Annotated in this window: 17 protein-coding genes and 1 pseudogene; 12 read left to right on the forward strand and 6 right to left on the reverse strand. The window is 42.1% G+C overall.

The window, feature by feature from the left end:
• The first annotated feature begins 9 nt into the window (after positions 1–9).
• The 3 genes from nqrF (at position 10) to nqrM (ending at position 2619) form a co-directional block, all read left to right on the forward strand.
• Positions 10–1236, forward strand: coding sequence for an NADH:ubiquinone reductase (Na(+)-transporting) subunit F (nqrF, locus tag WDV74_RS12090; protein WP_273558922.1), 1227 nt, complete (start codon positions 10–12; stop codon positions 1234–1236).
• Positions 1237–1348: 112 nt separating this feature from the next.
• Positions 1349–2377 (forward strand): FAD:protein FMN transferase, encoded by a 1029-nt coding sequence (locus WDV74_RS12095; protein ID WP_338883028.1) that lies wholly within the window; start codon positions 1349–1351, stop codon positions 2375–2377.
• A gap of 17 nt (positions 2378–2394) precedes the next feature.
• Positions 2395–2619: a (Na+)-NQR maturation NqrM gene (nqrM, locus tag WDV74_RS12100; protein WP_074020165.1), complete on the forward strand. Its 225-nt coding sequence runs from the start codon at positions 2395–2397 to the stop codon at positions 2617–2619.
• A 270-nt stretch (positions 2620–2889) separates the two neighbouring features.
• Here nqrM and WDV74_RS12105 read toward each other — a convergent pair.
• A pseudogene (locus WDV74_RS12105) lies at positions 2890–3095 on the reverse strand (DDE-type integrase/transposase/recombinase); the annotation flags it as partial.
• A 99-nt stretch (positions 3096–3194) separates the two neighbouring features.
• Between WDV74_RS12105 and WDV74_RS12110 the strand changes: the two are divergent.
• Entirely contained in the window at positions 3195–4235 is a 1041-nt protein-coding gene (locus WDV74_RS12110; protein ID WP_338883023.1) for an IS630 family transposase, read from the forward strand.
• 4 nt (positions 4236–4239) lie between these two features.
• Here the strand turns inward: WDV74_RS12110 and WDV74_RS12115 are convergent, their stop codons facing one another.
• Together WDV74_RS12115 and lysA are read right to left on the reverse strand one after the other, a co-directional pair.
• Positions 4240–5331, reverse strand: coding sequence for a multidrug effflux MFS transporter (locus WDV74_RS12115; protein WP_338883029.1), 1092 nt, complete (start codon positions 5329–5331; stop codon positions 4240–4242).
• Positions 5332–6104: 773 nt separating this feature from the next.
• Positions 6105–7382 carry a diaminopimelate decarboxylase gene (gene lysA, locus WDV74_RS12120; protein WP_338883030.1) on the reverse strand — a complete coding sequence of 426 codons (1278 nt, stop codon included), beginning with the start codon at positions 7380–7382 and terminating at the stop codon, positions 6105–6107.
• Between the two features lie 135 nt (positions 7383–7517).
• Between lysA and WDV74_RS12125 the strand changes: the two genes are divergently transcribed.
• The gene (locus WDV74_RS12125) at positions 7518–8447 is read left to right on the forward strand and encodes a LysR family transcriptional regulator (RefSeq protein ID WP_338883031.1); all 930 of its coding nucleotides are present in this window, start codon (positions 7518–7520) and stop codon (positions 8445–8447) included.
• On the opposite strand, the gene WDV74_RS12130 is transcribed toward WDV74_RS12125, so the two are convergent.
• Entirely contained in the window at positions 8430–9344 is a 915-nt protein-coding gene (locus WDV74_RS12130) for a LysR family transcriptional regulator (RefSeq protein WP_338883032.1), read from the reverse strand. The genes WDV74_RS12125 and WDV74_RS12130 overlap by 18 nt on opposite strands.
• 140 nt (positions 9345–9484) lie before the next feature.
• Between WDV74_RS12130 and WDV74_RS12135 the strand changes: the two genes are divergently transcribed.
• On the forward strand, positions 9485–10369 hold the full coding sequence (locus WDV74_RS12135; RefSeq protein WP_273558899.1) for an MBL fold metallo-hydrolase: 885 nt from the start codon (positions 9485–9487) through the stop codon (positions 10367–10369).
• Between the two features lie 702 nt (positions 10370–11071).
• Here the strand turns inward: WDV74_RS12135 and WDV74_RS12140 are convergent.
• Entirely contained in the window at positions 11072–11506 is a 435-nt protein-coding gene (locus WDV74_RS12140; protein ID WP_273558897.1) for an A24 family peptidase, read from the reverse strand.
• Between the two features lie 450 nt (positions 11507–11956).
• Here WDV74_RS12140 and rsmE point away from each other — a divergent pair, with 450 nt between their 5' ends.
• The 4 genes from rsmE (at position 11957) to ruvX (ending at position 14747) form a co-directional block, all read left to right on the forward strand.
• Positions 11957–12688: a 16S rRNA (uracil(1498)-N(3))-methyltransferase gene (rsmE, locus tag WDV74_RS12145; protein WP_338883033.1), complete on the forward strand. Its 732-nt coding sequence runs from the start codon at positions 11957–11959 to the stop codon at positions 12686–12688.
• Between the two features lie 9 nt (positions 12689–12697).
• On the forward strand, positions 12698–13657 hold the full coding sequence (gshB, locus tag WDV74_RS12150; protein WP_338883034.1) for a glutathione synthase: 960 nt from the start codon (positions 12698–12700) through the stop codon (positions 13655–13657).
• Between the two features lie 107 nt (positions 13658–13764).
• On the forward strand, positions 13765–14328 hold the full coding sequence (locus tag WDV74_RS12155; RefSeq protein ID WP_338883036.1) for a YqgE/AlgH family protein: 564 nt from the start codon (positions 13765–13767) through the stop codon (positions 14326–14328).
• Positions 14328–14747, forward strand: coding sequence for a Holliday junction resolvase RuvX (gene ruvX / locus WDV74_RS12160; RefSeq protein WP_189758030.1), 420 nt, complete (start codon positions 14328–14330; stop codon positions 14745–14747). The genes WDV74_RS12155 and ruvX overlap by 1 nt, the downstream gene beginning before the upstream one ends.
• 60 nt (positions 14748–14807) lie before the next feature.
• On the opposite strand, the gene WDV74_RS12165 is transcribed toward ruvX, so the two are convergent.
• On the reverse strand, positions 14808–15806 hold the full coding sequence (locus WDV74_RS12165; RefSeq protein WP_338883037.1) for a type IV pilus twitching motility protein PilT: 999 nt from the start codon (positions 15804–15806) through the stop codon (positions 14808–14810).
• 22 nt (positions 15807–15828) lie between these two features.
• On the opposite strand from WDV74_RS12165, the gene WDV74_RS12170 reads away from it, so the two are divergent.
• Together WDV74_RS12170 and proC are read left to right on the forward strand one after the other, a co-directional pair.
• Positions 15829–16524 carry a YggS family pyridoxal phosphate-dependent enzyme gene (locus WDV74_RS12170; RefSeq protein WP_338883038.1) on the forward strand — a complete coding sequence of 232 codons (696 nt, stop codon included), beginning with the start codon at positions 15829–15831 and terminating at the stop codon, positions 16522–16524.
• A 39-nt stretch (positions 16525–16563) separates the two neighbouring features.
• Complete coding sequence (gene proC / locus WDV74_RS12175; protein WP_273558884.1) at positions 16564–17385, forward strand: pyrroline-5-carboxylate reductase; 822 nt, start codon at positions 16564–16566, stop codon at positions 17383–17385.
• Positions 17386–17412: the final 27 nt, after the last annotated feature.

The raw sequence follows: 17412 nt of genomic DNA on the forward strand, positions 1-17412 counted from the left end.
GAAGAATTCATGGATATAATTATTCTAGGCGTAGTCATGTTTACCCTGATTGTGTTGGTACTAACGGCCATGATTTTGTTCGCAAAATCTAAGTTAGTGAACACCGGGGATATAAAAGTTGAAATCAATGGTGATGAGGATAAAAGTTTCTCTGCTCCTGCCGGCGATAAATTATTGGGTATGCTTTCCAATCAGGGGATTTTCGTTTCTTCTGCGTGTGGTGGCGGTGGTTCTTGTGGCCAGTGCCGGGTGAAAATTAAGGAAGGCGGTGGTGATATCCTGCCAACGGAACTTTCCCACATCAACAAGCGCGAAGCAAAAGAGGGCTGCCGGTTGGCATGTCAGGTTAATGTTAAACAGGACCTGAAAATCGAACTGCCAGAGGAAATTTTCGGTGTTAAGAAGTGGGAATGTGAAGTTATCTCCAACGATAACAAAGCGACTTTCATTAAAGAATTGAAGCTGAAAATTCCTGATGGGGAAGTGGTGCCATTCCGTGCTGGTGGCTACATTCAGATTGAATGTCCGCCCCATGTTGCCCGTTATGCGGATTATGATGTTCCACAAGAGTATCGTGAAGATTGGGATAAATTTAATCTGTTCCGTTATGTCTCTGAAGTCAAAGAGCCGACGGTTCGTGCATATTCAATGGCGAACTATCCAGAAGAGCATGGCATTATCATGCTGAACGTCCGTATTGCAACGCCTCCACCAAGAAATCCAGATGTTGCTCCGGGTATCATGTCTTCTTATATTTGGTCGCTGAAACCAGGTGATAAGGTGACGATCTCTGGCCCATTTGGTGAATTCTTCGCAAAAGATACTGATGCAGAAATGATCTTCATCGGCGGGGGTGCAGGTATGGCACCAATGCGTTCTCACATCTTCGACCAACTTAACCGTTTAAACTCCAAACGTAAAATCTCCTTCTGGTATGGTGCGCGTTCTAAGCGTGAAATGTTCTATACCGAAGATTTTGATAAGCTGGCAGCGGAGAATGAGAACTTCACATGGCACGTGGCATTGTCAGATGCTCTGCCGGAAGATAATTGGGATGGCTATACGGGTTTTATCCACAATGTTCTGTATGAGAACTACCTGAAAGATCATCCAGCGCCCGAAGACTGTGAATTCTATATGTGTGGACCTCCAGTCATGAACGCTGCGGTCATTAAGATGTTGAAAGATCTTGGCGTAGAAGATGAAAACATCATGTTGGATGATTTCGGCGGCTGATGGTATACCCAATAAATATTGGGTTGCAGCTAACATGATTTAACGACAAGCGCCCACATTTTGTGGGCGCTGCGATTTAGAAACAGCCAAAATAAGCCAGAAAGAGTAAGTTATGCTGAGTAAAAAAATGATCAACTGGGGAGCATTGCTGTTTGCAATGATGATGCTGGCGGCATGTGGTGGCCCTAAACAGCAAAACCTGAATGGGCAGACGATGGGGACTTATTACTCCGTCAAATATGTTGCTGATGCATCGACACCTGCCCCAGAAAACCTGCAAAAAGAGATCGATCGCCTGCTGGAAGAAGTGAACGATCAGATGTCTACTTATCGGCCAAATTCTGAATTGAGTCGTTTTAATCAAAGCCGTGAAGTGAATAAACCATTTCCGGTATCTGCCGCTACAGCAAAAGTTGTCAAGGAAGCTATTCGCATCAATAAACTGACAGAAGGTGCACTGGATGTGACTGTTGGTCCACTGGTAAATCTGTGGGGATTTGGGCCGGAAGGGCGCATTACCAAGGCACCGACGGATGAAGAATTAGCGATGCGCCGCACCTGGACGGGGATCGATAATTTGTCTGTTGAAGGCAATAATTTGGTTAAATCCATCCCTGAGCTTTATGTTGATCTCTCTTCCATCGCCAAAGGTTATGGCGTTGATGTTGTTGCTGAGTATCTGGAATCCCAAAATATCAAAAATTACATGGTTGATATTGGCGGTGAAGTTCGCACATCGGGCAACAATGGCAAAGGAAATCCATGGCGGATAGCGATTGAAAAACCATCGGATAGTGGCATGGCGCAGAGTGCTCAGGAGATTATTGAGCCGGGCAATATGTCTGTGGCAACATCGGGTGATTACCGCAACTATTTTGAACAGAATGGCGTGCGTTATTCTCACACCATTAATCCGAAAACCGGCAAGCCAATAACGCATAATTTGGTTTCAATTACCGTGATAGCACCAACTTGTATGAGCGCTGATGGTTTTTCTACTGGCCTGGATGTATTGGGACCAGAGAAGGGCATGGAAGTGGCTGAGAAGCTGAATATTCCGGTCTTTATGATCGTCAAAACCAAAGACGGCTTTGAAGAGCGTTATAATACCGCCTTTAAGGCATACTTACAGAAGAAATAAGAAAGGGGGAAAAGGCGATGGAAGTCTTTATTGCCACTTTTATCTTTTTCTTGCTGGCTTTTGCTGGCATGGCGCTGGGTTATATTTTTAAGCGCAAAAGCATTCAGGGAAGCTGTGGTGGTTTGGGAAGCATCGGCGTAGAAAAAGTGTGTGATTGTCCTGAACCTTGCGATGCCCGTAAAAAACGCATGGCGAGGGAAACCGCCCGTCAGGCACAGTTAGAGAAGAATCGTATTCTTTGACACTGTTTTTCCGTCAAGTAAATTTGTAGTTAAAACAAGTGCCCTGCTGCCAGATAAACAGCGGGGTTGTTTGTTTAGAGATATGACTGCTCACTGTGTATCAAAAATGACATTCCTTGGTAAACGTCCGGTGATCTCGCCTTGTTCCATCCATTCGGCTCCTGCACGCTACGGCTTCTGATTTTTCATTTGGAAGACCCCCATCATGCGCCATAACCAATACATCCCCGAACCCTGGTTTAATTCGCCCACTGCCGCTTTGTTGGCGCCACTATTACCGTCTGAATCCACCGTCCGATAGGGGTAACGCCATGCCCTTTGATTTTGATAAACGTTTCATCCATGCGCCACCGACGCCCAACGTCAGGCTTGTTTCGCCGATAACGTTTCACGATCAACGGAACCAGGAGATGAACCCAACGAGAGAGCGTAGCGTGATCAACGGCAATTCCCCGTTCAGACATCATTTCCTCTAAATAAGCTTTCAAAATAGTAGATCACTTGAAGGGAACTCAGTCCAATTTTTGCGATCTGATTAATCGCCAAATCAAAAAAATCCCAAAATGGACTGAGTGATGCGAATCATAGCACCAATACCCCGAAATGAACGACGTCAGATGAAAAAATTTATTCATAAAACCCGGGATAAAGATTACGCCCGCCGACTCATGGCACTCTTGATGTTACATGAAGGTCAGACCGTTTCTTACATCGCCAGAACCCTTCATTGTTCACGTTCTTCCGTCCATCGTTGGATAAATTGGTTAACGTTATATGGGCTGGAAGGATTAAAAAGCTTACCGAGAGGAAGGCCTACTCGATGGAATTTAGCCCCGATTTTTAGCTTGTTGTCGTTCTTATTATCACACTCCCCGCAGGATTTTGACTGTTTGCGTTCACGCTGGAGTATTGAACTTATCACTCAGATAATCAATGAATTATTAGGGGTATCACTGTCGAAAAGTACGCTTTATCGTTACTTTTGTCAGGTGGGTATTGTCTGGCGAAGAGCGGCGCCTACTGTCAAAAAGCCTGATCCGGAGTATGACGAAAAAATGGCAAAAATCACCGAAGCCTTAGCCAACGCATCAGAGCAACATCTTGTTTTTTATGAAGATGAAGTCGATATCGATCTGAATCCTAAAATCGGGGCAGACTGGTGTCTAAAAGGACAACAAAAACGCGTGATGACACCGGGGAAAAACCAAAAGCACTACCTTGCAGGCTGCCTTGATGTCCGAACAGGTCAAGTGACTTATGTCGGTGGTATAAAGAAAAACGCTGATTTATTTATCAATATGTTAGAGAAAATTAATCGTCAGTATCGTCAAGCCAAAAGTATCACGTTGATTTTGGATAATTATGGTATTCACAAAAGCCATAAGGTCAGGGAATGGCTAAAACAAAATCCTCAATTTAACCTGTTATTTTTACCGGTCTATTCGCCATGGCTAAATAAGATTGAACGCTTGTGGCAATCCTTGCATGAAACCGTCACCCGAAATCATTGCTGTCAGTATATGTGGCAACTCTTAGCGTGCGTTGAAGAATTTATGATTGCATTTTCATTCGGGCAACAACCGGGAATGAAAAAAATGAGTGTATCGTTATTATGAAAGTTTATTTATAACCGATAAGGAGTGATGCTAATCCTGCACTGCCCAATTGTAATGTTCCCATCACCCCAGAAGCAGTTCCTGCAATTTGTGCATTTGTAGCGATTGCCGATGCCGTACCAAGTGGTAGCAAAAAACCATTGCCGAAAGTCAATATTGCTATTGTTATCACAGAGGTTAACAATGGATAAGGACTTAAAAACATTTGTATTGTGAAAGCAATACCTCCAACGGCAAAGAATATATAGCCACGAGAGATCGTTTTTCGCAAACTTCGTTGATGACTTAATTTCTTAGCTGTCATATTACCCAATACATAACTCAAAGAGAGTGTGATATAAGTGTAGCCAATATATTTCTCTGGTAACCCCATAGTTGTAAGAATAAAAGGTGATTCTATCAAATAAGAAAAATATGCCGCATAAGCAAAACAAGGTATTGCTGCATAATAGAGAAACTCTTTATTTATGAGTAAATAATAAGTATTATTAAATACACTCCTAACATTCAATTTTTGACGTTTTTCTACTGGTAGTGATTCTTTCAATATAAATAAACTTAATATAAGTGTGACTGTTATAAATAAAGTCAGGAATAAGAAACAAGCTTTCCAGCCATAATGTTCATTAAGGACTCCACCGATCATTGGTGCTACTGCTGGTGACATCCCAACAAAAGGAAAGATGATTAGATACAAACTCGCAGCCTCTTCCTTCTCCATTAAATCATTAATGATGGCACGACTTAATGTAATACCGGCACAAGCTCCTATCCCCTGAAATAAACGCAACAACAACAATTCACTGATATGTGTGCTGTAGAAAATACAAACAGTAGAAATCAACCACATCATAATGCCAAAAAGGAGAATTTTCTTCCTTCCTAAACAATCACTCAATGGACCATAAATAAGTTGAGAAAAAGCTATGGAAAATAGAAATATAGCTATCGCACTTTGTATATTAGATTCACTAACGTTGTAATACTCCCCCATTTTACTCAAGGCAGGAAGAAATATATCTGATGAGATCAATCCCCCCATAGAAAGAAAAGCCATTAACACAATGAACAATATAGAGTAAAATTTATTTTTCATAGAAAGTTAATCAGTTGATATAGAATGCATGTATGTTAGAGCCAAATAATCATAGAAAAAATAAACAGTCATTCAACGAAAATAAAACACATGATAAATAGAATAATATTCTATATTTTTTAAAAAAAGTCATCACAATAACATAATTTTAATTTTAAGGTTGAATTCGATTTTTCATGATGAATAATCACAATTAGAACAACAACATTTATACAAGTGAAAATAATTCAATCTTAAAATAATAAAAATTAAAATTCATTTTTATATACCAATCTAACTTCAAGATGCGTGTGATATCTCCCCGCTTCGCGGGGAAATATTAGGTTTCATATAATGTTGTCAATGCCAACTCGAAGTTTAATGCGTATAAATACTTAAACAAGTAAGAACATAAGGGATTTTTCAAATATGCAATATGGTGTATCACATGGACTAAGATGAAAAATTGGTCGCTAGATAGAAAGGGGTTCTTGTTCATGGGACAATAATCACTATCCGCAGGTGTTTTGAGTGATTACACCATAGATTGCCCTATATGATTGGCTAAAGAGGCGGTGAAATTGATGAGACATTTTGTTCGTCGGCTGTCGCCTAGATTTGCTCGATTAAACGTTTCATAGGGTCACTGTTCTGCGTTAGTTTGAAACATTTTACCGTACCAATGCAATATTGATTATTGAGATCAGAAAAGTGGATAAAAACTCAAAAAATCCCCTGATTTTTCTCAGGGGGTTTGTATATGAAAGATAGGACTATGCCAAAGGATACTTATTTTAAATGGCTTCCAGCAATAATAGCTCTTCGATTGTCTGGCGACGGCGGATCAAACGCGCCTCTCCCTGAGTAAACAAAATTTCAGGGATCAAAGGGCGGCTATTATAATTTGAAGACATAGAAGCACCATAAGCGCCGGTATGGTGAAAAATCAGATAATCCCCAACACTAACAGGGGGCAACATGCGTGATACAACCTCTCCACCTTCCAACTGTGTAAACACATCGCCTGATTCACATAACGGTCCCGCAACGATGGTTTCTAACAAGGTAGTTTCTAACGATGTGGTTTCCGACAGCGCGTTTACCGACAATACAGAAATAGGGTGATAACTGCCATACATTGCCGGACGCATTAAGTCATTGAAACCCGCATCCACCAGCACATAACGCCGATTGCCCATAGATTTAACTGCCCGTACTTCCGCCATCAAGATCCCAGATTCCGCCACCAGAAAACGACCAGGTTCAATTTCCAGCTCAATGTGATGCCCTAGATGCTGCTCAATACGTTGGCGAGCCTCATGCCACAAGCTGTAATAGTGTTCGGTATCGACTGATTCTTCACCCTCCTGATAGGGAATGGATAAACCACCGCCTGCGGAAATGGCTTGAATATCCTCCCCGCATAGCATGACCTGCTCTACCATAGCATTACAGACATTGGCAAGATGCTGATAATCCACCCCTGAACCAATGTGCATATGCAGTCCCACTAATTTCAAACCATATTGATGAATTTTTGCAATTGCCAGAGGAAGATCCTGAAACCAGATCCCATGTTTGCTATTTTCGCCGCCAGTATTGGTCTTTTGGCTATGCCCATGCCCAAATCCGGGATTAATGCGTAACCAAACCGGATGTCCAGACTGACGTTCACCTATCTGTGCCAGCATATCAATAGAACCGGCATTGACCGGAATATCCAGCTCAATAACACGCGACAAGGTTGCCTCATCGATCACATCCGCAGTGAATACAATTTCTGATTTATCGCGACCAGGCTGAAAACCGGCATAGAGCGCCCGCTCGATTTCTCCCAATGACACTGCATCAACTTTCACGCCCTGCTCTCTTATCAAGCGTAAAATATGGGTATTGGAACACGCTTTCTGTGCGAACCGAATAACATCAAACGGTTTTAATTTTTTGATTTGCTTGATGATGTTATCGCCATCATAAACCCACAATGGTGTTCCATACTGCATAGGTAAACGGAGTAAATTATCAGGGGTAAAATGTCCCTCTGAGTCATAAGTGAAAGTCGATATAGTCATTGCAGTGTCGTCTCATAAAATCAGCAGATCCTTCATTATTGGCAATAATCGGGCAGGAAGAAAAATATCCATTTAGCCATAATCTATTCATTTGTGATATGGTAATGACTATTTTTTACCCAAAGAGACAAATCTATGCATTCCTGTTCATGGCGACATATTGAAATTTTCCATGCTGTAATGACCACTAACAACCTGACTGATGCAGCATTACTACTGAGAACCTCCCAACCCACCGTCAGCCGTGAACTTGCACGCCTTGAACAATTACTGAAACTGAAATTGTTTGATCGCATCAAAGGGCGTCTGTTTCCCACCGCGCAAGGATTACGTCTATTCGAAGAGGTGCAACGCTCTTATTATGGACTGGAAAGAATAATTAATGCGGCTGACAGTATCCGACAATTTGAACAGGCGCAGTTATCCATCGCTTGCCTGCCAATGTTCTCCCAATCTCTGCTGCCAAAAGCCTGTTGCAGTTTTATCGAACACTATCCTGAAGCCAGGTTGACCATCGTTCCACAAGAATCTCCCCTTTTGGAAGAATGGCTTTCAGCACAACGCCATGATATTGGCTTAACCGAACATTTACAGACGCCGGCAGGTACTGAACGAGAAACGTTGATCACCCTAAATGAAGTTTGTGTCTTACCCATTAATCATCCGCTCAGTCAAAAATCACAACTAACGCCAGCAGATTTTCACAATCAAAAATTTATCAGCCTCTCGATCACAGACAGTTACAGGCAACTGATTGATACAATCTTTACGGAGCATCAAATCAACCGCAAGATAGTAATGGAAACCCATAGCGCAGCTTCAATTTGTGCCATGATTAACGAAGGTATTGGCCTGTCTATCGTAAACCCGCTCACTGCATTGGATTATTTAGATAACAGCGCAAAGATTTGCATTCGGCCATTCAGTATCGACATTCCATTTACAGTCAGTTTAATCAGACCCATACATCGCCCCTCCTCAGAGCCTGTAGAGGCTTTCATTACACATCTAAAACAACAGGCTGCTCTATTTGCCGAAAAACTGGCATTAGCGTTTCAACATTAATTGCTGCCAATGGGGTGATGTAGCAAACCAATCCACCAGAAAATCTAACAGTGCACGCAAAGTCGCTGGCATATTCTGGCGGCTGGTATAAATGCCATAGATCCCCATAGCCTGGGGTTGGTAATCAGGTAGCAACTCAACTAATTGCCCTGACACCAAATAAGAAGAAACAGAATAGTAAGGCTGCATTGTAATTCCAGCTCCCTGCAAAGCAGCTTCCATTAATACAGTAGATTCATTGGCACTTAGCGTACCACTGACAGGGACTGAATAGTGCTCATGCTGTTTTTCAAATACCCATATACTCTTGCCGAAAAAGTTATAGTTCAGGCAGTTATGTGCTGTTAAATCCATAGGATTGTTGGGAATAGATTTTCCTGCTAAATAAGACGGCGCAGCACAAACAATGGAATGGCAAGTCGATAGTGGGCGAGCGATCAGATTTGGCTCCAAATTATTGGTAATACGGATCGCCAAATCAATGCGTTCTTCTATTAAATTGACGGCTTTATTATCCATTTGCAGATTGACGGCAATGTGCGGATATACCCGCATAAATTCAGGAATAGCAACTGCCAGCGCACTAACGCCCAACGATTGGGAACAACTCACTCGCAACAATCCCTTCAAGGTTTGTGTTTCCAAAGATTGCTGTACAGGTATTCCTTCCGTCAATTCCATTAATTTAAGGCTACGTTGATAAACACTCTCACCTGCCGAAGTCAGGCCAATTTTACGTGTTGTACGATGTAATAAGCGAACTCCTGCCCACTTTTCCATTTCAGCCAAATATCGCGATACCATTGCCCTCGACATATCCAACCGTTCCGCTGCTGCAATCAGGCTACCCTGTTCAACAATCGCAATAAACACTTGTGTTGCGGTGATCCTATCCATTTCGGTCAACCTGTTTTTTGCCCTAATTAGCTCGATTTATGCAACAAATAGTTGCTAGTTATGGGGTTTTTAAATCGAAATATGCAACTTATTATACACGCCATTCAAGCATATAAACTTTTTGCTATAGGAATTCGACGATGGCTCGCAAAACAACATTCAACATCGCTCTGGCAGCGACACTCTCCTTGGGGATGGCATCACTGGCTCAAGCAACCGATCTAAAATTGGATATCTACAACCCAGGTGAAAGAGGCGTCTTTCCTGTTTCTTCCGAAATTATCAGTGGTGATCATGAAGTTGTCCTGATTGATGCCCAATTTAAGAAAAATGATGCACAAGAGCTGGTAAAAATGATCCAGCAAACAGGCAAAAAATTGACAACGATCTATATCAGCCAATCCGATCCTGATTTTTATTTTGGCCTTGATGTGATCACCGAAGCATTCCCTGATGCCAAAGTTATTGCATCACCAGAAACCATCAAAGCGATCAATGAAACCAAAGATGGTAAGCTGGCTTATTGGGGTGGAATTCTTGCAGATCAGGCTCCCAAAAAGATCGTCGTACCAGAACCACTGGAAGGAAACACCTTCACTGTCGATGGTGAAAAACTGATTGTTGAAGGTTTAGATGGTCCAGCCGCAGATCGTACTTTTGTCTGGGTTCCTAAATTAAAAGCCGTTGTGGGTGGTGTGACTGTTTCTGACAATATCCATGTATGGATTGCAGATACCCAGACCAAAGCATCACGCCAGCATTGGCAACAAACATTGGATCGCATCAAGAGCCTGCAACCTAAAACTGTTGTACCAGGCCACTATTTAGGGAATTCATCAATGACATTGGACTCAGTGACTTTTACCCAGAATTATCTGACCACACTGGAAAAAGAGTTACCGAAAGCAAAAGATTCCAATGCGCTAATTGCAGCCATGAAAAAACACTATCCAGATTTGGCTGATGAATCCAGCCTTGAACTCAGTGCCAAGGTATTAAAAGGCGAAATGAAGTGGCCTCAGTAAGTTAAAAATCATCATGGGCGTTGCGAATAGTAACGCCCGTATAACAATATTTAAAATATTACCATAATTCTCCCCCAATCTAATTTTAATGAATCAAAAACGCCAAATAAAAAACAAAACACCAGCTCCAACTATTAATAAATTAAGTATCAAAATTCATTTTGATACATTATATTTACCCATATAAAACCAATAAGAAATTAATTTTTAAAATGAAAAAACCCATTAAATAAACACAATTCTTTTTAAATTGATGTGATATTTAGCACTTTTTAATAATTTGAAATAACTGATAAACTTAAGTTGTGATTAATAATCCATAATCCAATAAATCAGCTTGAATAAAAATCTCACTTTTTTTAAATTTGCAGTCAGCGGAGAGATAAGCCAGCAGCCTACAGCTAACCAGATGCTTCCAACATCTAGAACATGCAAGGCAAGCAGCTTAAAGCCAACTAGATGCTTCTAACGTCTAGCGCATACAGGATAAACAGCCTAAACCAACTAGATGCTTTTAACATCTAACTACACAGGATGCGCTGCTCAAGCTAACAGATGCTTCCAACGTCTGGCATATGCAGAAAAGCAGCTTAAACCAACTAGATGCTTTTAACATCTAGCCTGTACAGAATGTGTATCGTCGGTTAGGTTCCGGTTCTCTCCGCCACTTTTTATCTATTTTCCCCACTTTGCAAATGGATACTATACTCTGCCAATACCATACCCCAGCAATACTATCGCAGATAAACATAAATAAGGCCCAAATGCGATAAACTCAGGAAAAGATTTTCTTTTCATGCCAATTATTACAAATCCAAATATCCCCAATAATGAAGCCATTAGCATCAATATTGGTATCATTTCCACACCCAACCAGGCACCGATTGCTGCGGTTAATTTAAGATCACCATAACCAATTCCTTCCTTATTTAAGGTATATCGACACAACCAATACAAAAACCATAAAAAAAGATACCCTGATATGGCGCCGTATATTGCACTCTTTATCGAAACCAAGTTACCATCAATATTAACCAAAAGACCTAACCATAATAAAGGAAGAGTGATAATATCAGGCAAGCAATATGTTTTTATATCGATAACAGCCAATAACAATAAGGTACTACAGAAAAACATAATTATTATATAATCCACATTAATTAAAATAGCACCCTTCCTTTTATCACCGATGAAAAATTAAAATCTATTTATACCCATCTCACTTCAAGATGCGTGTAATTTCTTCCCGCTTCGCGGGGAGAAATCGTGTTATAAATTGCAACTTAAAGTTTAATGCGTATATAAATAACATCCCTGTTATTGCCTTCTTTCCTTATTTCCTGACTACAATCAGAACAAGATGAATATTAATTTTTCACCCCAGATATTGGCAATAAAAATTTAGCCGAAAAAGCCATTATAAAATAAATATGCGAACCCGATCGCAAGGAAATATCTTGTATTCCTTAAACCAAGAGATAACTTGATCACGCAAACAACGCTCATTTATCATGACGATGAATCAATTTTGTCATATGGCTGTTTGCGCCATACCGGAAGAATCCGGAAAAAGAAGGAAAGAAGAATATGCGAATTCCCCGCATCTATCACCCTGAACTGCTCTCAACAGGAGTGGAAATTTATTTGAGTGACGATGCTGCCAATCACGTTGGTCGCGTGCTTAGAATGAGTAACGGGCAAGCGTTGCAACTCTTTGATGGCAGCAATCAGGTTTTTGATGCAATCATCACGGAAGCCAGTAAAAAAACGGTTAAAGTGTCTATCCTTGATGGCAAATTATCTGATCATGAATCCCCATTAAACCTGCATCTGGGGCAGGTCATGTCCCGTGGTGAAAAAATGGAATTTACAATCCAAAAATCGGTTGAATTGGGCGTCAATACGATTACCCCCCTCTTGTCTGAACGTTGTGGCGTCAAACTGGATATAGAAAGGTTGGAGAAGAAATTACAACAATGGAAAAAAATTGCCATTTCTGCCTGTGAACAGTGCGGACGTAACCGAATCCCTGAAATCCGCCCTGTTATGTCACTGGAAACCTGGTGTGCAGAAAACGATGGCAGCCTAAAATTGAATCTACATCCTCGTGCCAGCCATAGCATTAATACCCTCCCACTTCCTGTGGAAAAAGTGCGCCTGCTGATTGGCCCTGAAGGGGGATTGTCTGCCGAAGAAATAGAAATGACAGCAAAATATCAATTTACTGATATCCTGTTAGGGCCTCGCGTCTTGAGGACAGAAACGACGGCACTTACCGCAATTACCGCATTGCAAGTACGTTTTGGTGATCTGGGTTAAGGAGAAAAAATGATCAAGCTCGGTATTGTGATGGATCCTATTTCATCCATCAACATCAAGAAAGACACTAGTTTTGCCATGCTGTTGGAAGCACAAAAACGCGGGTGGGAAATCCATTATATGGAAATGCATGATCTCTACCTGCATCAAGGGGAGGCTCGCGCCCACACACGTTTGCTCACAGTAGAAGAAAATCCACAACAGTGGTATCAGTTTGGCAGTGAGCAAGAAATCGCTCTCGATACTTTGCACGTTATCTTGATGCGCAAAGATCCTCCTTTTGATACTGAGTACATCTATGCGACCTATATTCTGGAAAGGGCTGAAGCCAAAGGCAGCCTGATCGTTAATAAGCCCCAAAGCCTGCGCGACTGTAATGAAAAACTATTTACTGCCTGGTTCCCAGAATGGACACCCGATACACTCGTCACCCGCAGTGCCAAAAAACTACGCGAATTCCACCAAAAACATGGCGATGTTATCTTTAAGCCTTTAGATGGTATGGGAGGCGCTTCCATTTTCCGTCTGAAACAAGATGACGCCAATGTCGGCGTTATTATTGAAACACTGACTGAACATGGCAATCGTTATTGCATGGCACAAAATTTTCTGCCGGCCATTAAAGATGGAGATAAACGCGTACTGGTTGTTGATGGTGAACCTGTACCTTATTGTCTTGCCCGTATCCCTGCTCAAGGGGAAACCCGTGGTAATCTGGCGGCAGGTGGTCGTGGAGAAGCACGCCCATTGTCAGAAAGCGATTGGGCAATTGCCCGTGCAGTTGCACCAGTGTTAAAGGAGAAAGGATTAATTTTTGTTGGGTTGGATATCATTGGCGATCGTTTAACTGAAATCAACGTAACCAGCCCAACTTGTGTACGTGAAATAGAAGCGGCATTCCCAGATATCACCATTACTGGCATGTTGATGGATGCTATCGAAAAACGATTGGAAAAACAGATAGCATAACAGGCTAAACAACGTTCGTTTCCTGACAATATTTGCCATTTATAATAGGAGCCCACATACTGTGGGCCAGTCATTCTTACATTGCCAAAATAATTATCAGAAAACACATGAATCTACAGCATCATTTTCTTATTGCCATGCCTTCGCTCTCTGATCCTTATTTCAATCGTTCTGTAGTTTATATCTGCGAACATGATCAAAACGGAGCGATGGGCTTAATTATCAATAAGCCAATAGCCAAAGTTTCTATCCAAAGTATCTTACAAAAATTAGATATCACCCCTAAGGATAGAGACAGTACGATCAATCTCAACCAGCCAGTGATGGCGGGTGGTCCTCTGTCTGAAGAGCACGGTTTTATTTTGCATACGCCACAGTCAGGTTTCAGTTCCAGTATTCAAATCTCTGAACACACCATGATCACAACATCCAAAGATATGCTGGAAGCGCTGGGTACATCACGCCAACCGAAAAATGTTTTAATGACACTTGGATACTCAAGCTGGGAAGCCGGTCAGTTAGAAAGGGAAATTATGGAAAACAGTTGGCTTACTGTCAGCGCTAAACCTTCCATTATTTTTGATACCCCTATCGCTACCCGCTGGCATGAGGCAGCTTCTTTACTGGGAGTTAATATTTACAATCTCTCCTCACAAGCAGGACATGCCTGATGAAAAACCGTACAATCATCGCTTTTGATTTTGGAACTCGCAGTATTGGCGCTGCCATCGGGCAAGAGATCACAGGTACAGCCAGGGCATTGACCTCTTTTAAAGCTAACGAAGGTTCCCCTAATTGGGAACTTATTGAGAAACTACTTAAAGAGTGGCAACCCGATCTGGTTATTGTTGGCCTGCCACTCAATATGGATGGCACAGAACAACCTGTCACCGCACAAGCCCGTAAGTTTGCCAATCGCATACATGGCCGTTTTGGGGTACAAGTTGAACTGCATGATGAACGATTAACCACCGTGGAAGCACGCTCTCACCTTTTTGATCACGGTGGCTACAAGGCACTGAATAAAAGTAAGGTTGATGCCACTTCCGCTGTTATTATTCTGGAAAGCTGGTTTGAACAGCAGTATTAGTAATAGCACTATTCGTAATAGCCATACTCATCATTAAGCATGGCTGTTACCGCAAGCGGTTTATTCCAGCAAACCCAACAACTTACGTTGTTGTTGGCTTTGCGCATAAGTCTGCATACCGCAAGCAGCGCCTGTCTGCATTAATGATGTTATTTGATGATTTTTGCCTTCCCTTATCAAATGACTAACCGCCTGATTGATCACCAAAACTTCGTAAATAGCCACCCTGCCTCCCCCTTTAGCAGGAAGCAGTTGCTGAGAAATAACGGCCTTTAAACTTCCAGACAACTGACTACAAATCCACCCTTTTTCTTCTGCGGAAAAAACATCAACCAGGCGATCTATCGCCTGAATGGCGCCACGAGTATGCAGCGTCGATAACACCAAATGCCCCGTTTCAGCCGCAGTCAGAGCCAACCTGATCGTCTCCTTATCCCGTAATTCTCCTAGCAGGATCACATCAGGATCTTGGCGTAATGTTCCTTTCAGTGCGGTTTGATAATCCGTGGCATCCTTACCAATCTGCCTTTGCTGTATCAAGCAATTTCGGCTTTGGTGAACAAATTCTATGGGATCTTCCAGTGTGATGATGTGCTTACAAACATGGCTATTCAACGCATTAATCATAGCTGACAGCGTCGTGGATTTACCGCTTCCCGTCGCACCTGTCACTAATATTAATCCACTCATCTCCTGCAAGGTAAGGTGCTGGATGATGTCAGGCGCATAAAGTTGTTCCAATGTCGGGCACTTATTCTCAATCAGTCGCAATACTAATGATAAATGAGATTGTTGATAGAATAGATTTCCCCTGAATCGCCGTTTATCTGGCATAGTCACCACAAAATCGACATGACCGTGCTGATGTAACTGCTGTTTCTGCGTATCCGATAATATTTCTTCACTCCACGTGATAAGAGTATTAGGTTGAATTTCCTCACATTGTCTCTGTGGGTATAACACACCATTGATACGCAAAACCGGCACTTGCCCGACACAAAGATGCAGATCGGAAGCATTATGCTTTACACTAAGGGACACCCATTTTTCCATATTCATTTTTTTATCTCCTGAGTCAACTATGAACAATATCGAACAAAATCTTCACGATGTCAGGAACCGCATGACACTTGCAGCGCAAAAATGCGGACGTTCTCCAGAAGAAATTACCTTGCTTGCAGTCAGTAAAACCAAACCTGTGGATGCCATCGCAGAAGCCATCGCCAATGGCCAGCGGGAATTTGGTGAGAATTACGTCCAGGAAGGGGTTGAAAAGATCCAATACTTTAATAACCATGACGATTTAGTGTGGCACTTTATTGGCCCATTACAATCTAACAAGAGCCGTCTGGTTGCAGAAAATTTTGATTGGTGTCATACCGTTGACAGGGCAAAAATTGCCCAACGTTTAAACGAACAACGTCCTGAAAATAGGTCGCCTCTTAATGTCCTGATCCAGATTAATATTAGTAGAGAAGAGAGCAAGTCAGGCATTTTACTGGAAGAGTTAACCGAATTGGCTGCAACTATTGATGGGTTACCTAATTTGGTATTGCGCGGCTTGATGGCAATACCGGCACCGGAAAGCAACTTTGAACGCCAAATAGCCATTTTTCGCCAAATGGAAAAAGCCTTGATTGAACTAAAAGCGCAATATCCCCAAGTTGATACACTATCAATGGGCATGACGGATGATATGGAAGCCGCTATTACTTGTGGTTCTACACTGGTTCGGATTGGAACGGCAATATTCGGTGCCCGTCAGTACAAGTCTTAACGTACCTGAAATTAACTGATTAATAGACGAGATTATCTAGTGGAAAATCGTAAAATCACCTTTATTGGCGCAGGTAATATGGCTCACGCCATCATTGCCGGGTTAGTCAGAAAAGATTATCCTGCCGAACTCATCACTGTCTGTTCTCCAACAACCACCCGCCGTGATGTACTGGCAAAAGAATATGGCATTAATAGTCAAGGCGATAATATTCGTTACGCACAAGAAGCCGATGTCATCGTCTTGGCGGTTAAACCGCAAATGATGGCCGAAGTTTGTGGATCACTGCATTCATACGTCGATTTCAGTGGAAAACTGGTTATTTCTATTGCTGCTGGTATTCCAGTGTCCCGTTTTTATACCTTTTTGCAGGATAATCTTAATATTATCCGCATCATGCCAAATACCCCTTCGCTTGTAGGACAAGGGATGAGTGGATTGTTCGCACCTGAGTATGTCGGGCAAGCTGATCGCGACTTTGCAGCATCGCTAATGCGCAGTGTCGGGAAAGTCTGCTGGGTAAATGATGAAAACGGTATCAACGATATTATCGCCATCGCAGGCAGTGCTCCTGCTTATTTCTTCCTGTTCATGGAGTCGATGCAACAAGAAGCGGAACGTCTGGGATTTGACAGTGAAACAGCCAGGGAACTTGTTCTGCAAGCAGCCACAGGTTCAGCTAAACTTGCTGAAACGCAAAAAGATCTTCCTTTTGCTATCCTGCGAGAGCAGGTAACATCTAAAGGCGGTACAACGGCTGAAGCATTGCGCATTTTTTATGAAGGCAAGCTGCCTGAAATGGTGTCCAATGCCATGCAAGGAGCCATCCGCCGAGCACAGGAAATGGAAAAATTATTTTAATTCAATTGGTTTAATTCAATCAGGGCT

It is taken from the genome of Xenorhabdus sp. TH1, assembly GCF_037260955.1.
Lineage (GTDB): Bacteria > Pseudomonadota > Gammaproteobacteria > Enterobacterales > Enterobacteriaceae > Xenorhabdus > Xenorhabdus griffiniae.

Excerpts from the sequence above, each read along its gene's own strand:
- WDV74_RS12155 (WP_338883036.1), top strand. The coding sequence starts at position 13,765 with ATGAATCTACAGCATCATTTTCTTATTGCCATGCCTTCGCTCTCTGAT.
- lysA (WP_338883030.1), bottom strand. The coding sequence starts at position 7,382 with ATGACTATATCGACTTTCACTTATGACTCAGAGGGACATTTTACCCCT.
- WDV74_RS12170 (WP_338883038.1), top strand. The coding sequence starts at position 15,829 with ATGAACAATATCGAACAAAATCTTCACGATGTCAGGAACCGCATGACA.
- WDV74_RS12115 (WP_338883029.1), bottom strand. The coding sequence starts at position 5,331 with ATGAAAAATAAATTTTACTCTATATTGTTCATTGTGTTAATGGCTTTT.
- nqrF (WP_273558922.1), top strand. The coding sequence starts at position 10 with ATGGATATAATTATTCTAGGCGTAGTCATGTTTACCCTGATTGTGTTG.
- ruvX (WP_189758030.1), top strand. The coding sequence starts at position 14,328 with ATGAAAAACCGTACAATCATCGCTTTTGATTTTGGAACTCGCAGTATT.
- WDV74_RS12140 (WP_273558897.1), bottom strand. The coding sequence starts at position 11,506 with ATGTTTTTCTGTAGTACCTTATTGTTATTGGCTGTTATCGATATAAAA.
- WDV74_RS12095 (WP_338883028.1), top strand. The coding sequence starts at position 1,349 with ATGCTGAGTAAAAAAATGATCAACTGGGGAGCATTGCTGTTTGCAATG.
- WDV74_RS12130 (WP_338883032.1), bottom strand. The coding sequence starts at position 9,344 with ATGGATAGGATCACCGCAACACAAGTGTTTATTGCGATTGTTGAACAG.
- WDV74_RS12165 (WP_338883037.1), bottom strand. The coding sequence starts at position 15,806 with ATGAATATGGAAAAATGGGTGTCCCTTAGTGTAAAGCATAATGCTTCC.
- WDV74_RS12135 (WP_273558899.1), top strand. The coding sequence starts at position 9,485 with ATGGCTCGCAAAACAACATTCAACATCGCTCTGGCAGCGACACTCTCC.
- gshB (WP_338883034.1), top strand. The coding sequence starts at position 12,698 with ATGATCAAGCTCGGTATTGTGATGGATCCTATTTCATCCATCAACATC.
- WDV74_RS12110 (WP_338883023.1), top strand. The coding sequence starts at position 3,195 with ATGCGAATCATAGCACCAATACCCCGAAATGAACGACGTCAGATGAAA.
- nqrM (WP_074020165.1), top strand. The coding sequence starts at position 2,395 with ATGGAAGTCTTTATTGCCACTTTTATCTTTTTCTTGCTGGCTTTTGCT.
- rsmE (WP_338883033.1), top strand. The coding sequence starts at position 11,957 with ATGCGAATTCCCCGCATCTATCACCCTGAACTGCTCTCAACAGGAGTG.
- WDV74_RS12125 (WP_338883031.1), top strand. The coding sequence starts at position 7,518 with ATGCATTCCTGTTCATGGCGACATATTGAAATTTTCCATGCTGTAATG.